Genomic DNA, 14808 nt, shown 5'->3' with positions numbered 1-14808 from the left:
AACCAATCTGTTAAGCCTGGTACTAGAGTTATGCCAGGGGTCCATTGTTATAAGTGACCAAAAATCATGAAGTGCAGTGGAAGGTTGTTGTTTTCAATGACGGAGCTTAACCCCTGGCACCTTTCAACTGCTAGCAGATTTATATACAAAACACATAAATTTACCGTAGGGAGTTAAAAATGGTTGATAAAGACGAAAATTTATTTGTAATTAAGGTTGAAGAAGAAAATCAACCGAATTTTAAAAATATTAAAAGACCGGTTAGGAAAAATTTCTTTTTTTCTCTACCCTTTTTAGCTAGTCTTTTGCTATTTTTTTATTTTCTTCTCAATTATTTAGGAAAGTAAATATTCAATTTATTTCTGGGTTAAACTTTATTTTGCATTACAATAAAAAATTAAATTACGGAATACTCTTATATTATGACCAATAAAGAAGAAACTAAAATTACAAAAGAAGAAGCCAAAAATTTACTAGATATAAATAAATCTGAATTTGAAATACTTATGGACTTCGGCAGTAACAACTTCGACCGAGATGCAAAAAAACTTTTAACAAATATCGGACTGTGTTATAAGCTGCTCGGTGAAATAGAAAAAAGTAACGAATATTTTGCAAAAGCTAGAGAATATGAAAAACCGTTATTTGAACAAATAATTAATACCTTTATTTGTGTTACAGAAGAATTCTTAGCTACCCTTCTCGGAAATTCAGAAGATTTAAGCGATTCAGAGAGTTAATTACAGCGTCATCTCGATCGCTTGATACAAGCAAATTTTTCGACATTCGCCTGTGTTCACGTACTCTATCTAGTACGGTAGCTTAGCTCGTCTTTAAATTTATCTTGTCTGAAGCTTTCTGAATTTAGCTGTACCTCATTAACGATTTCGGAAATCAATTATGAAAATCACCTTACTCTGCGTCTGTATGTCATTCCCGTGAAAACGGGAATCTAGAAAGTATTTAAGCGAATTATATAGTAAATTTTTATATAATTTTGTTTATTTTAAGTGTTTTTTCTAGATTTCCGCCTGCGCGGGAAGGCAATGCCCGCGTGGATCGAAAATTAATAAAAATCCGTCATGGCGAAGCCACGAAGTGGCTGTGGCCATCCAGACTACCCCGAATATAATGAGGGATTTAATTAGAATACTAAAAAATTTATATAGGTGGCAAGTTTAGTATAAAAATATATTTATACTTAGATGGCCACGGCGCCAAGAGGCGCCTCGCCATGACGGTTTGGGTATCCACGCAACAATGCTACGGGCTTTGTTGCATGGATCGAAAATTGCTATATTTTGGGTATTCTTTAAAAGTACCGCGATGTCATGCCGTGGCTTGACCCACTACTGTACGAACGTTTAAATAAAGAGGTAAAAATTCTGTCATTCCGTGGCTACGACCACGGAATCCAGCTTATAATATCATAAAAAATTCTAAAATAAGTCTAATATGGCTTTATTTTCCTGGATGCCGTGATCAAGTCACGGCATGACACAGCCTTTTTTCAACGTTCGTACAGTAGTGGGCTTGACCACGGCATCCAGTCAGGCTTTTTAATTTTTTCTGGATACCGTGGTCAAGCCACGGTATGACAAGTTTTAAGCGATTTTAACCATCCATGCAACAACGCCAATGCTACGCGGGAATGACATAGGGCATGCTTTACCTATCCACAAAACAATTATCTTTATTTCATCCCCAAAATACTTCTTAACTCTTCCCATTCTCTTTTGGTCATTTCGCTAGTTTCCTGAGTGACGTTTTCGCCGTTAATCATCCTTTTTATAACGCTAAACCCTTTTTTAGAAATGCTTTTTCCTTCTAGGCAATGCTCATTAAAAGCTTCATAAGTAAAAGGTACCCAAGCTTTTACGATATCAAGCATTTTTTCGGCATATACTCTTATTTCATATTGCGCATGGAAATCAGCTCTTAGTCTTAGAAAATGTAATAAATTATGTAAATTAATTTTCCAGTACCATTCCGTATAATAATTTAGAGTTAAATTCATCCGCGCTAGTTCCCTAGTAATACCGATAGTATTTTCATCTAAAATATTACCCTCTTCGTCAATATTTAGCATTTCGGTATAATGCCGATAGCAGTTATTTGCATCCTGCTCAAGCAATAACAAGACTTTATCGGCTATTTCTTTCGGTACGCTATTTTCCTCTTCTCTACCCTGTTTATTAATTTTAGACTGCGTGGAAATATTTTCCCGTTCCGGCAAGTAAAATTCATTGCCTAAAATCGAATATCTCGCTGAATATTCATTTACGCTGGCAGTTCTGTGACGTATCCATTGCCTTGCAACAAAAATAGGTAATTTTATATGAAATTTAATATCGCACATTTCAAACGGGGTAGTATGATGATGACGAATTAGGTAATTAATGAGTCCCTTATCTTGATTAGTCTGTTTTGTTCCCTTACCGTATGATACGCGAGCCGCTTGCACTATAGCACTATCATCACCCATATAATCTATAACCCTGATAAAACCGTGGTCTAAAACTTTGATAGGCTCATATAATATTTCTTCTAGGGAAGGAACAGTTACTCTTTTAGTGTGATTAGTTTGACTCATTTTTATCCTCTATAATGTTCTATGTCATTCCCGTGAAAACGGGGCTTTGTTGCATGGCTCGAATTTTTGCAAAGTGTTTCGGTGTCATACCGTGGCTTGACTGACGTTGTTGCGTGGCTCAAATTTTCGATGTCATTCTAGCTAAAAGCGGGAATCCAGAAAATAATAGTCATCCTGAATTTATTTCAGGATATCTTTTAGTAGATGCTGAAACAAGTTCAGCATGACAAAGAAAAGTCTGGATTCCCGCTTTTAGCTAGAATGACATAATGCTACTTTATCAAGCCATGCAACAATATCATCATTTCAAATAATTATATAAATTCTTACCGTTATTCTTTAACCATAATTTTGCCGCTATATATTCCGGGTAGATATTTGCTACTAAGTCCCAAAAATTTTTACCGTGATTCATTTCTTGCAAGTGAGACATCTCATGGACGACTAAATATTGCAGCACCTCATAAGGCGCAAAAACTATCCGCCAGTTAAAAGCAAGGTTGCCTTTACTTGAACAACTCCCCCACCTAGTCACATTATCCATAATTCTAAGGTTGGAATAAGCTAATTTATGTTTGCTAGATATGGTATTTACTATTTCAGTTATTTCCTCTAATAATTTCTTTTTAAGAAAAATTTGTAAAGTTGTTTTTTTAAGCGTTTCTGTAGTATGTAATTCTATCGTATCACAATTTAATTTTATAGTATGATTATTTGATAAAGTATAAACCACTTTGTAAATTTTACCTAAAATAGGAATATTTTCGTTGTCCGCATCGACCAAAGTTACCTTTGTTCGTAATTTTTGCCTAATCCAAGATTCTTTACTTAGCAAAAATTTATAACCTTTTTCCGGATTTGCTTTAAAGGGTAAAACCAACTCTGCCCCTTTATGAGTAATCCTTATACTGATATTTCGGGCTTTATTACTTCTTCTTATTTCTATCCTTTGGGGGCTACCGTATCTATTAAGGGTAAAAAAATTTTCCGTCATTTAGTTTAACGGTACATATTTAGCCGGATCGACGGCAATTTTACCTGCGCGGATAGCAAAATGCAATTGAGCAGTTTTAGCATTACCGGTATGTCCTACATAACCGATTACATCACCTTTAACCACCGAAGCGCCTTTTTTAGGTATCGCCTCTTTTAGATGGGCATATGCGGCATATAGATTACTAGCATCTAGTTTTACTATCAGTAAATTACCGAATTGCTTATCATAACCGGAATATACTACTTTGCCGCTAGCCACCGATCTAACGCTGCTACCTTCTTTTGCCGCAATATCTACCCCTTTACTTTGACCGTGCTGCGTGTTTTCACCAAAATTAGTAATAATTTCACCTTCCACCGGTTTGATAAAATTTAGTTTATTATCCACATTTAAATTGCCAGTATTTTCTTTATTCTTTTTATTTAGCAGCTCATTACTAACTTTAATTTTAATAATCTGTGATTCATCTAAAATATACGGATAAGTTAAATCATTAAAGCTTGCTAATGCTTTAAGATTTTGTTCGTAATCCCTCGCAATAGATTCTAATGTTTCCCCTTCTTGAACCTCATGATAAATTATTTTATTATCATCTCGTGCGAGCGGCACTGTAATTATATCATCCGCTTCCTCTATAGTCTCCTGCTCCGATTCTTTTAAAACACCTGCTGTTTTTTCTTGTATATCCTCATCAATATTTTTGCGGACTATTATTCCTTCATCACTTTCCGATAATCTAGTAGACTCATTCTTATTACTACTAACAAGGTTACGGGATGCGCTTGCCTCTCCCCCGTATTCAATAGGTGCAGCAGGCTGATCAACACAGGCGATAACAAAAATTACCGCAAAAAAAAGCAATATAACGCGAGATATCATATATTTACCGAAATTATTTATTAGGCAACAAATTAAGCATAGTATATAATTTTTATCATTATTTTCCATCAAAAAAATCAATTATGAAAACTTACGATATTGTAATAGCTAGCGATCACTCAGGTTATCAATTAAAAAGTGAAATTATTAATTATTTACAAAAAAAATCTTTATCTGTTTATGACTACGGTACTAATAATACGGAAAGAGTTGATTACCCTGATTATGCAAAAAAAGTTGTAGACGGAATTATCGAGGAATTAGCTCCCCTTGGCATTCTAATTAGCGACACCGGCATCGGTATGTCGATTGCAGCTAATAGAAGTTCCCAAATAAGAGCAGCACTTTGTTTTGACCTATTTACGGCAAAAAGAGCGCGATCTCATAATGACGCTAATATATTAATTCTAGGAAGCAAAATATTAGACCCTAAAATAATTTATGAGATGATCGATAATTTTTTAACTACTAAATTTGAAGGCGGCAGGCATAGCGTGCGATTATCAAAGATAAAGTGAATGCAAAATATAATATCATTATTGCGTGAATAGGTAAAAGTACCCTTGTTGTCATGCCGTGGCTTGACCACGGCATCCAGAAACAAAAAGTCATGCTGAACTTGTTTCAGCATCTTTTTGAGTAGATCCTGAAATAAATTCAGGATGACGATAACGCTGGATACCGTGGTCAAGCCCACTATTGTACGAACGTTTAAATAAAGAGGTAAAAATTCTGTCATTCCGTGGCTACGACCACTTCAGTCCAGCTTATAATATCATAAAAAGATTCTAAAATAAGTCTAATATGGCTTTATTTTCCTGGATGCCGTGATCAAGTCACGGCATGACACAGCCTTTTTTCAACGTTCGTACAGTAGTGGGTCAAGCCACGGTATGGCAACTCTTCAAATTAATCTTCGTTTATCAATTCTTCACTTACAGGCAACACAAAATGAACCTTCTCGATTTTAAACAAAAATATAATTACGATGCTGCAACCAAAATGATGCAGCAATATTTAGATATTAAATTTGCTCATTTGGATTGTCTGTTGTTATTTAGAATGGGTGATTTTTATGAAATGTTTTACGAAGACGCAATTTTAGCAAGCGGCGTGCTTGGCATTGCATTAACAAAAAGAGGTAAAAACGGTGAAGAAGATATTGCGATGTGCGGCGTGCCGTACCATTCGCTTGAGACATATTTAACAAAATTAATTGAAGAAAATTATAACGTTGCTATTTGCGAGCAGCTAGAAACACCGGAAGAAGCTAAAAAACGTGACGGATACAAAGCAGTAGTAAGTAGAAACGTCACGCGCATTATTACGCCCGGCACGATAATCGAAGAATCGTTAATTTCAGCAAGCGAACCGAATTACTTGGCTAGCCTTGCTTTGCTCAAGAATAAGGATTTAGCGGCAATTTGTTACGTTGATCTTTCTACTTCGCAAATCTCCGTAATTAATATCCCGCAAAATGACATTTTAAATGAGTTGGCGAGGCTAAAGCCGAAAGAAATTTTACTTAGCGAAAATTTAAGGTCTTCCGAGCTTGCCGGCAATATCTCTAAACAATTAGGTTTGAGAATCACCTACCAAGTCGATAGTTTTTTTGCCTTCAACAAATGTCAAAAAATTATTTTAGATTTTTATAAAATCAAGGATGTTAAAGCCATCGGCGAAATATCCGACCGACAAGTTAGTAGTATCGGTAGTATTTTAGAATATTTGTCTTTAACCCAAAAAGAACATATCCCGCGTTTGCCGCTGCCGAAAATCGTCAATCTGTCGGAACATATGACAATTGATTTTGCAACAAGACGTAATCTTGAAATTGTCTCTAACCTGTCAGGTCACGTCAAGGGAAGTTTACTAAGCACTCTTGACCGCACCGTTACTAAACCCGGTAGCCGTTTATTATATAATTTTCTATCTAGCCCGCTAACTAACATTACCAAAATAAATCATCGCCTTAATATTACGGAATTTTTCCACTCTAACTTAGAAATAGCTAGTGGTATTAGGGGAATATTGAAAAAAACCGGTGATATAGAGCGTTGTCTAACACGGATTACCATGAATCGTAGCTCCGGACGTGATTTGTTAAATATTAAATATACGTTAGATGCAGCTTTGCAAATTAAAGGAATATTTTTTAGTCATTACGGTCTTAATTTACCGCCCTTTATTGAAAAAATTATTAAAGCCTTATCGGGAGATGAAGAATTATATGACTTAATAGATCAGTCAATTAAGGAAGATGCGCCGAATAATTTAAATGACGGCGGAATAATAAAACACGAATATCACCCGCGCGTAAAGGAATTATACGATTTAATTAATAACGGCAAATTACATATAGAAAAATTAAAAGAGCAATATCGACGTGAAACCGGTATAGACACCCTTAAAATATCCCATAATAATGTTATAGGGCTTTTCATTGATATCACTACCAAAAATATTAATAAAATACTAGACCCCAAATTTATTCATCGCCAAACTACGGCTAATAGTGCCAGATATACTACTATCAACCTACAAAAACTCGAGAGCGATTTGGTAAATGCCCGAAGCTTAGCAATTAGTTTAGAACAAGAATTATACGCTGATATTTGTCGGCAAATAGTTGATAAAACCGTATTTTTACGAATGCTGGCAAGTTCTTTAAGCGGTCTCGACGTATTTTGCAATTTTGCGCATATCGCCGATGAATATAATTACGTTAAACCGGAATTTACCGAGGATCAAAGTTTTGAGATCGTCAAAGGACGCCATCCCGTAATAGAGCAAGCACTACTTCGCGATAGCAAGAATTTTGTAAATAATAATTGCTCTTTAGCGGAAGATAAACGAATTTGGTTAATTACCGGTCCGAATATGGCAGGGAAAAGTACTTTTCTGCGACAAAATGCAATCATTACCGTAATCGCCCAAATAGGCTGTTTTGTACCCGCTAGCCGCGCTAAAATAGGCATTGTAGATAAAATATTTAGTAGGATAGGTGCAGCGGACGATTTACTGAAAGGGCAATCAACCTTTATGGCGGAAATGCTTGAAACCTCGGCAATTCTTGCACAATCAACTAAGAATTCTTTAATTATACTTGATGAAGTAGGCAGAGGCACATCTACTTACGACGGGGTATCGATTGCTTGGTCGGTGCTGGAATATATTCACGATAAACTAAAATGCCGCTGTCTTTTTGCTACTCACTACCACGAGCTTACTATTATGAATAATTTTCTGCCGGCTTTACAAAATTATACTATTGCTATTGAAGAATCGGGAAAGGATGTTTTATTTTTGCATAATATTATAGAAGGAGCGGCCGACAAATCATACGGGATTCATGTAGCTGCGATTGCCGGCTTACCTCTAAGTGTTATCAATAGAGCTAATCAAATTTTAGCAAAATTTGAAAAAACAGCAACTAACAAAGGAAAAAATATCTTATCTACCGAATCAAATAATTTAAGCTTATTCACTTTATCGCCTCCCATTAAAGAAGCAGAGCCTTTAAGTAAATTAGAGGAAGAAATAAGAGATATTAATCCTGACTCGCTTTCCCCTAAAGAGGCGTTAGAAATAATATATAAATTGAAGGGGTTAATAACCTAGTATAACTCAAAGCTGTTTAAAAGTCGTAGTCGATGTTATTCCGGCATAGACCGTTGTTGCGCGGGAATGACATCAAGAATCTAATACATACAAGCACCATTTGCCTAGCGAGCAATAACTGCGTCAAATTAACAACTTTAAAATAAGAAATTCAACCTAATTAATCATAATAGTATTTTGCTTTAGTTTAGAATCTCTTAAATTTTAAGATACGGCTAACTTCAGAAAGCTTCAGACAAGATAAATTTAAAGACGAGCTAAGCTACCGTACTAGAATACGTGAGTACAGGCGAATGTCGAAAAATTTGCTTGTATTAAGCGATCGAGATGACGCTGTATCTATAATTAATTAAAATTTAAGGAGAATTAATGCGCAATCAACCTCACGTACCGATCCTACCTTTAAACCCATCGACCGCAAGCCCGGAAAATAAGCAATCATTAAATTATCCAAGTTCAGAAGATGATGAGGTGTTAGAATTTAAAAAACCGGAAGATAAACAATTAAATAATGATGAAATATTGGATAAATTTCGTACTTTAATTAAAAACGAAGAAACAAATAAAGATTCAATTGAATCATTATTTGTAGAATACCCTGATATTTTACATATAGCAGTGGAACAGGGAAAAGAGGAATTTGTTAAAAAGATTTTAACATTGAAACCGGAATTAATTGACATATTAACTATTAAAGATTTAACAGTATTACATTCCGCAGTGTTAGGTATAGCAGACCTAGAAATGTTTAAAATACTACTTGAAGCTAAGCCAACATTAATTAATGCAAAGGATCAGTGGAATAAGACAGCTTTAGATCAAGGTAGAATTGAAGGGTTTGGCAAATATAGAAAGGATTCAAACGATCATCAAATAAATGAACAGTATTTTTTAGAACTACAAGAGAAAGCTCTAGAACTTCTGGGCATTAATAATGACGTAGAGGAATAAATATAAGAAGAAAGGAAATTATTAAAACCTCAACTATGGATAAGTTTTAGCTTAAAAACTTATCCATAGTTCGCGTTATTAAAGTTCAGTAACCAACATCGGTACGTCGCCTTGTATCGGAGCTTCATATTCAGTATGATTAAAGTAAATTGTTTCTCTTTCAGAGTCACAATCATCAGAGAAATAATCGCTATCCTCATTTTCATGAGTATTATCATATTTTACCGGTTGAGCGGTAACTTCATTTATTAGATCGTCATTTTCTTCCACATCTGAATCATAACCTTTATCCTCTTCATCTTGTTGCTTTATATCAATAGAGGGAACGGCTTTAACAGTTACATTATCTAAAGCTGCCGGTACTATTTTAATTTTACCGCCTTCCATACTGATTTTTTTACATGCCTCAGGCAATTTTGCATTTTTTGGAAATATATAGAATGCATTATTAACATCAATTATTTCAAATTCTTCAAGAATAATATTTAATTCTTCTTTTTTTATATTTTTGCCGTTTGAGCCGCCGTTACTTAAGACATAACATTTTTCAGTCTCCTTCTCAAAATATATTGCCACCTTTTCAACATTATCCAAATCCGTTTGTACTATATTAATCTTACCGTTTACCATATTAATTTTCTTACATCCATAAGGCATTTTTATACTTTTTGGTAATATATAAAATTCATTATTGTGAGCAATTACCTCACATTCCTTGAGAATACTAGTTAATTCCTCTTTTTTTACATTTTTATTATTCAAACCGTAATTGCTTAAGGCATACCATTTATTACTGCCGCTTTCTAAATATATTGCAATCTTTTTAGCATTTACATTATTTAATTTTGCTTGCATTATATCAATCTTCTCATCTACATACCTTACATTATCTAAATCCTGCTGCACTACCGTAATCTTACCGTCTACTATATTAATCTTTTTACATTTGTTAAGATCGTTTTGTACAAAAGGCTTTAGAAATTCATCATTGTTATGTATCAAATAATATCCCTTATTATACATAAATATCTCTGCTTCTTTAAGGACATTATCTATAGTACCTAAATTAACGCCTTTATCTTCTTTTACGGTAGGAATATTACGTGATTCAAAAAAATCCCGATCATTATTAACAGCTAAGACACATCCATCATTATCAATTTTAACTTCCGGGAAAAACCCTTTAAATAGACTATCTTCTTCCTCAAACAACTTCACTTCTTTTTTTGCTTTAGAATCAGGAAATATTTTATCACTTACCCAACTAAATGTTTCTTTAATCTTTTTATATGCGTTACCTGCAAAAAAAGAAAAAGTAAAATTAGAAGGTCTACTATAATTAATTATTCCACAAGATGAGCTATTATCGGCAACCGCTATTCCTGTTACCGTGTTAGCCGGTAATGTCGTAGTAGGATCAATAATCTTCTCATAAATAGGTTCATCATCGTGATTCACTACTAAATAATCCGACTCTTTACTTCCAAGTGATTCCGTAGCGGTAGTATCAACTATTTTATTACGAGGTGTTTCATTTTTATTGTCAGAGAATAAGTTTGAAGCTTTCTCTTTCAATTTACTAATAATCCTAGGAGCATCCTTAATAATACTAAAAATTTTGTTGCGACTAATTCTTTGAGAATTAAGTAAAGAATCAAATAACATATTAATACACCTTCCTATCGATTTAAAATTCTTATTAATTTAAGATGCACAAAATAGAGCTATATATATCCATATGTCAACAAATATTAATTATATATGACAATATTATTAATATTTCTTATAATATTGTCGTAACTTTAGATATTGATAGAGAAAATTGTTGTAGACGTAAGAAACTAGTATTAATATATATATAAAAATAATTTGAAACTTATGCATTGTTTACCGGTCATCATCAACTTAATATTTTCCGGCTTAATATTTTTTTTGAGTTCTTGCACTTTAAAGCCCGTATATAGCGAAAAATATTATAATAATCAATTTCTGCATAATGAATTAAATGCTATTGATGTTGAGCCGATAAGATCTGTTGACGGAGCGGAATTTTATCACCGACTTGTTAGTATTCTACCGCAAACGACAAAAGCACAATATCTATTAAGAGTCCAATTTAGCAATATAAGTATGCCGGCAACTATAGAAAAAAATTCTAATGTTTTACGGGAATCTATAAATCAATTCGTTAAGTATCAATTAATTGATATTAAAACCAATAAAATTTTAATTTCAGAAAAATTTTATCAAACTACTTCATATAATACAATTTTTATGCCTTATGCCTCTGATGTCGAGAGAGAGGAAACGCAAATAGAACTAGCACATCAAGCAGCCGAAGAAATTCGTAGTAGATTAATTTTATATTTTGCTAAGAATATAAGGGCTTCATGAAACTATATATTTCTCAGACGAATCAATTATTTGAGTTAATCTTAACCGGTAAAATTAAAGCTATATTACTTTACGGTCCCGATAAAGGTTATATAGATAAAATTTGTAAGTTGTTAATCAAAAAATTCGCTATGTTACAAACCTCTATGGAGTATGCAAATCTTAATGTTTCTTCTTTAGAGATGTTACTTAACTCACGGAATTTTTTCGGTCAAAAAGAATTAATCAAAATAAGATCGGTAACGAACTCCATTGATAAAAGTTTAAAAACGGTTCTTACCGGCAACTATTTTCATTTGCCGGTATTTATCGGCGATGAAATTGCCGCTAGTTCAACTATTAAAAAATTTTTTGAAACGGAAGAGCAATTAGCTGCTATTGCCTGTTACCATGACAACGAGCAGAAAATCGAAAAACTAATATTAAATGAATTTAATAAGGCAGCGAAAACTATCAAGGGAGAAGCACTTATTTATTTAAAAACTCACTTAAAGGGTGATCATGGATTAATTTGTAATGAAATTGATAAATTAATAAATTTTGCTTTTGATAAACAAGAAATTACTTTACAAGACGTAAAAGCTGTAATTAGTGGCGAGATTATGGCAAACGGCAGTGATTTAGCTATTTATTTTGCTAAAAAAGATTACGATAATTTTTTGCATGAACTTACTATATTAAAAAAACAAAATATTAACGAAGTCCTAATCATTCGGGCATTAATTAGATATTATTTAAATTTATATATAGTATTATCAAAAGTAGCAAACGGCGAAAAGCTTGATTTAGCGATAAAATCGCTCTCGCCACCGATTTTTTACCAATATATTAACGACTTTAAACAAACCGCTAATCAAGTTAGTTTGCAAGATTGTATAAAAACTTTAGCAATCTTGCAGCAAGCCGAAGTTGATTTTAAATTAAGACCCGCTAGTTTTGACTTATACCAACAAATTTGTATACTCGATTAATTTGAAGAATGCGCGTTGTGATGACATCCTAGCTAAAAGCGGAGTGTTGTTGCATGGCTCATAATTTACCGTATTATGGTTATTATAAGTACGATGTCATACCGTGGGAGGGGCCTCGGTATGACATCGAATTGCTGTGCAAAAATATTGAGCCACGCAACCAACGCCATTGCCGCGCGGGAATGACATCAAAAACTATACCGACAAATTTGTAATTGAGGTTATTAATATGCCGAGACCTGATTTTTCTGAACCCTATAATAAACTATACTCAAATGATTTGGATAATTGGAACGTAAAACAAGGAGTGAGCGCACGGAGCCTATACTTAATAGGTGAGTACGCAAACCCCCCGAAGTTTTACGGAGCCAATTCTTCAAAGCAGAAGAGTATACAAGAAATTATTAGAGTTAATCACGCCGGCGAATACGGTGCAAAAAGAATTTACCAAGGGCAATTAAAATATACAAAATCCTCAACTGATTATGCATTAATAACAGAAATGCTTGAGCAAGAAGAAATACACTTAAATTATTTTACCGATGAATTACTAAAACGGCAAATTAGACCAACAATTTTAATATTCTTCTGGCATCAATTCGGTTATTTGCTAGGAGCGGGATCGGCTATATTCGGTCCTAAAACCGCAATGCTGATAACTCAGGCGGTTGAAGAAGTAATAGAGGGGCATTATCAACAGCAGATAGATTATTTAAAGAATATCGATACGGAATTACTAAATAACATAACACAATTTCAAGCTGACGAAATTGCGCACAAAAACACTGCTATAATCAATGATAGCGAAAAAGCTTTCCTTGCACCGGTAATTAGCAAAATAGTTAAGCTAATTTGTCATATTTCCATTAATTTAAGTAAGAAGATTTAGGCTCTGTGAACAAAATTTAAATTATTTATATTTTGAGGTGTTTAGGTGCGATAATTAATAAGATTTTTGCAGGAATAGTTATTCTTATTTCAAAAAAATCTTATAATTGGAAGTATAAAAAGAACTAAAATATATTAATTTAAATTTTGTTCACAGAGCCTAATTAACGTATTATAACAATCGTTAAATTATCTAACTGTAATTTTTGCCATATCTTGTCAGTAGTATAAATTACCATATTTTCAACTATTCCTGTAGCAATACAAGCTCTATCTCCTAGAGATAAGCCAAATTCTTTAGTTTTTGCAATTAAATTACCGGTAACAAGCCCTGTCTGATATGTAAACGGTATTATTTCAGGAATTATTTCGGTTACTATTTCCTCAATTTTATTTTGAGGTATCCCGACTCGCATTAATACACTAACAACCTCACTTAAATTAACTGCAGAAATACACGAAGAAGCAAGTAAATCTTCTAACTGTTTATAACCCGGTTCTTTTTTAATTAAAGCCAAAAGTGCTGAAGCATCAAATAGTACTTTATTCTTTGCTTGCATCTTCTTTTCTCATAGTATTAAGTATATCAACTAATGATTTACTAGTATATTTTTCTATTATGCTTCGGGCTTTTTCTAAAGGTGCTTGAAAAGTGGTAACTACTAACTCATGTTCCTTACATTTTATAAAAACTTCATCACCAGGTTTAAGATTTAATTTTTTTCTAATTTTAATTGGAATAGAAATTTTACCATTTGTATCAATATAACTTTTTTTCGGTAACATAATTTTTAGATTTATATAATTTAAATAAATATAATGATTATTATATAATATTAAAAATGAGAAAACAATGAAATATAAAAAATAAATTTTAAAAGGTTAGCGTTGCCTTTTTTATAAAAATTTAGTATTATATTTCATATGTAATTTGATATTAGAATATAATATGACAAATTTATCTATTACTTTACCGGACAATATAGCAATAGCTAGTAGTGAAGCTGCTAAAAAGCTCGGAGTATCTCGAACCGAGTTTATTCGTCAGGCTGTTATACATGAGCTAAGTAATTTTCAGTTTCAAACTGAACAAGCCGGCATTATAAAAAGCTTTGCCGCTATGAAAAAATCCAAAAAATATCTTGCAGAAACGACAGAAATAACAGAAGCCTTAAATTCAGAGTTACCACAAGAAAGGGAAAAATGGTGGAACAAAGAAATATAAAAAATTTGGCATTGCTAATTAAAGATAGATATCGTCATTGCGAGTTGCTGTAGGCATTGTTGCGTGGATGCCTAAATCGTCATGGCGAGGCACCTCTTGGTGCCGTGGCCATCCAGTTAAATAAATTTAATACTAAACTTGTTTAGTATTCTAATTAAATCCCTCATTACATTCGGGATAGCCTGGATGGCCACAGCCACTACGTGGCTTCGCCATGACGTTTGGGGTATCCACGCAACAACACCTCGCAGGAATGACATAGAAATTGTTTGTATTTTGAGAGATGAAC

General features: G+C 33.4%; 18 protein-coding genes. 10 read left to right on the top strand and 8 right to left on the bottom strand.

Annotated elements, in window-relative coordinates; translation table 11 throughout:
* The first annotated feature begins 422 nt into the window (after positions 1-422).
* Positions 423-740: a hypothetical protein gene (locus AAGD64_RS02785; protein ID WP_341793778.1), complete on the top strand. Its 318-nt coding sequence runs from the start codon at positions 423-425 to the stop codon at positions 738-740.
* A gap of 953 nt (positions 741-1693) precedes the next feature.
* Here AAGD64_RS02785 and thyX read toward each other — a convergent pair.
* From thyX to AAGD64_RS02765, 3 genes are all read right to left on the bottom strand, one after another.
* The gene (thyX, locus tag AAGD64_RS02775; protein ID WP_253307944.1) at positions 1694-2593 is read right to left on the bottom strand and encodes an FAD-dependent thymidylate synthase; all 900 of its coding nucleotides are present in this window, start codon (positions 2591-2593) and stop codon (positions 1694-1696) included.
* A gap of 301 nt (positions 2594-2894) precedes the next feature.
* On the bottom strand, positions 2895-3587 hold the full coding sequence (locus AAGD64_RS02770) for a SprT family zinc-dependent metalloprotease (RefSeq protein ID WP_341793776.1): 693 nt from the start codon (positions 3585-3587) through the stop codon (positions 2895-2897).
* A complete protein-coding gene (locus AAGD64_RS02765) occupies positions 3588-4469 on the bottom strand; it encodes a LysM peptidoglycan-binding domain-containing M23 family metallopeptidase (RefSeq protein ID WP_341793775.1) in 882 nt (293 codons plus the stop codon). It abuts the gene before it with no gap.
* A gap of 83 nt (positions 4470-4552) precedes the next feature.
* Between AAGD64_RS02765 and rpiB the strand changes: the two genes are divergently transcribed.
* Positions 4553-4987: a ribose 5-phosphate isomerase B gene (gene rpiB, locus AAGD64_RS02760; protein WP_253307947.1), complete on the top strand. Its 435-nt coding sequence runs from the start codon at positions 4553-4555 to the stop codon at positions 4985-4987.
* Here the strand turns inward: rpiB and AAGD64_RS02755 are convergent.
* On the bottom strand, positions 4909-5208 hold the full coding sequence (locus AAGD64_RS02755; protein WP_341793773.1) for a hypothetical protein: 300 nt from the start codon (positions 5206-5208) through the stop codon (positions 4909-4911). The genes rpiB and AAGD64_RS02755 overlap by 79 nt on opposite strands.
* 88 nt (positions 5209-5296) lie before the next feature.
* Between AAGD64_RS02755 and AAGD64_RS02750 the strand changes: the two genes are divergently transcribed.
* The 3 genes from AAGD64_RS02750 (at position 5297) to AAGD64_RS02740 (ending at position 9041) form a co-directional block, all read left to right on the top strand.
* Entirely contained in the window at positions 5297-5440 is a 144-nt protein-coding gene (locus tag AAGD64_RS02750) for a hypothetical protein (protein ID WP_341793772.1), read from the top strand.
* On the top strand, positions 5421-8090 hold the full coding sequence (gene mutS / locus AAGD64_RS02745) for a DNA mismatch repair protein MutS (RefSeq protein WP_341793771.1): 2670 nt from the start codon (positions 5421-5423) through the stop codon (positions 8088-8090). The genes AAGD64_RS02750 and mutS overlap by 20 nt, the downstream gene beginning before the upstream one ends.
* 369 nt (positions 8091-8459) lie before the next feature.
* The gene (locus AAGD64_RS02740; protein WP_341793770.1) at positions 8460-9041 is read left to right on the top strand and encodes a hypothetical protein; all 582 of its coding nucleotides are present in this window, start codon (positions 8460-8462) and stop codon (positions 9039-9041) included.
* 78 nt (positions 9042-9119) lie between these two features.
* Here the strand turns inward: AAGD64_RS02740 and AAGD64_RS02735 are convergent, their stop codons facing one another.
* On the bottom strand, positions 9120-10706 hold the full coding sequence (locus AAGD64_RS02735) for a hypothetical protein (RefSeq protein WP_341793769.1): 1587 nt from the start codon (positions 10704-10706) through the stop codon (positions 9120-9122).
* Positions 10707-10919: 213 nt separating this feature from the next.
* Here AAGD64_RS02735 and AAGD64_RS02730 point away from each other — a divergent pair, with 213 nt between their 5' ends.
* From AAGD64_RS02730 to AAGD64_RS02715, 4 genes are read left to right on the top strand one after another with little or no spacing between them, the layout of a single operon-like run.
* The gene (locus tag AAGD64_RS02730) at positions 10920-11435 is read left to right on the top strand and encodes a hypothetical protein (protein ID WP_410526080.1); all 516 of its coding nucleotides are present in this window, start codon (positions 10920-10922) and stop codon (positions 11433-11435) included.
* Positions 11432-12406, top strand: coding sequence for a DNA polymerase III subunit delta (gene holA, locus AAGD64_RS02725; RefSeq protein ID WP_341793768.1), 975 nt, complete (start codon positions 11432-11434; stop codon positions 12404-12406). Before AAGD64_RS02730 ends, holA begins: the two co-directional genes overlap by 4 nt.
* Positions 12407-12459: 53 nt before the next feature.
* The gene (locus AAGD64_RS02720) at positions 12460-12621 is read left to right on the top strand and encodes a hypothetical protein (protein ID WP_341793767.1); all 162 of its coding nucleotides are present in this window, start codon (positions 12460-12462) and stop codon (positions 12619-12621) included.
* A gap of 14 nt (positions 12622-12635) precedes the next feature.
* Entirely contained in the window at positions 12636-13295 is a 660-nt protein-coding gene (locus tag AAGD64_RS02715) for a demethoxyubiquinone hydroxylase family protein (RefSeq protein ID WP_253307953.1), read from the top strand.
* A 163-nt stretch (positions 13296-13458) separates the two neighbouring features.
* On the opposite strand, the gene AAGD64_RS02710 is transcribed toward AAGD64_RS02715, so the two are convergent.
* Positions 13459-13854: a type II toxin-antitoxin system VapC family toxin gene (locus tag AAGD64_RS02710; RefSeq protein WP_341793766.1), complete on the bottom strand. Its 396-nt coding sequence runs from the start codon at positions 13852-13854 to the stop codon at positions 13459-13461.
* Positions 13838-14080, bottom strand: a complete 243-nt coding sequence (locus AAGD64_RS02705) for an AbrB/MazE/SpoVT family DNA-binding domain-containing protein (protein WP_341793765.1) — start codon at positions 14078-14080, stop codon at positions 13838-13840. The genes AAGD64_RS02710 and AAGD64_RS02705 overlap by 17 nt, the downstream gene beginning before the upstream one ends.
* A 163-nt stretch (positions 14081-14243) precedes the next feature.
* On the opposite strand from AAGD64_RS02705, the gene AAGD64_RS02700 reads away from it, so the two are divergent.
* Positions 14244-14519 (top strand): ribbon-helix-helix domain-containing protein, encoded by a 276-nt coding sequence (locus tag AAGD64_RS02700; RefSeq protein ID WP_341793764.1) that lies wholly within the window; start codon positions 14244-14246, stop codon positions 14517-14519.
* A gap of 116 nt (positions 14520-14635) precedes the next feature.
* On the opposite strand, the gene AAGD64_RS02695 is transcribed toward AAGD64_RS02700, so the two are convergent.
* Complete coding sequence (locus AAGD64_RS02695) at positions 14636-14779, bottom strand: hypothetical protein (RefSeq protein WP_341793763.1); 144 nt, start codon at positions 14777-14779, stop codon at positions 14636-14638.
* Positions 14780-14808: the final 29 nt, after the last annotated feature.

Origin of the sequence: Rickettsia endosymbiont of Ceutorhynchus obstrictus (genome assembly GCF_964026565.1) — a bacterium.
GTDB lineage: Bacteria > Pseudomonadota > Alphaproteobacteria > Rickettsiales > Rickettsiaceae > Rickettsia.
The sequence above is the reverse complement of the archived record's forward strand: the minus strand, read 5'-3'. Positions and strand labels throughout refer to the sequence as shown.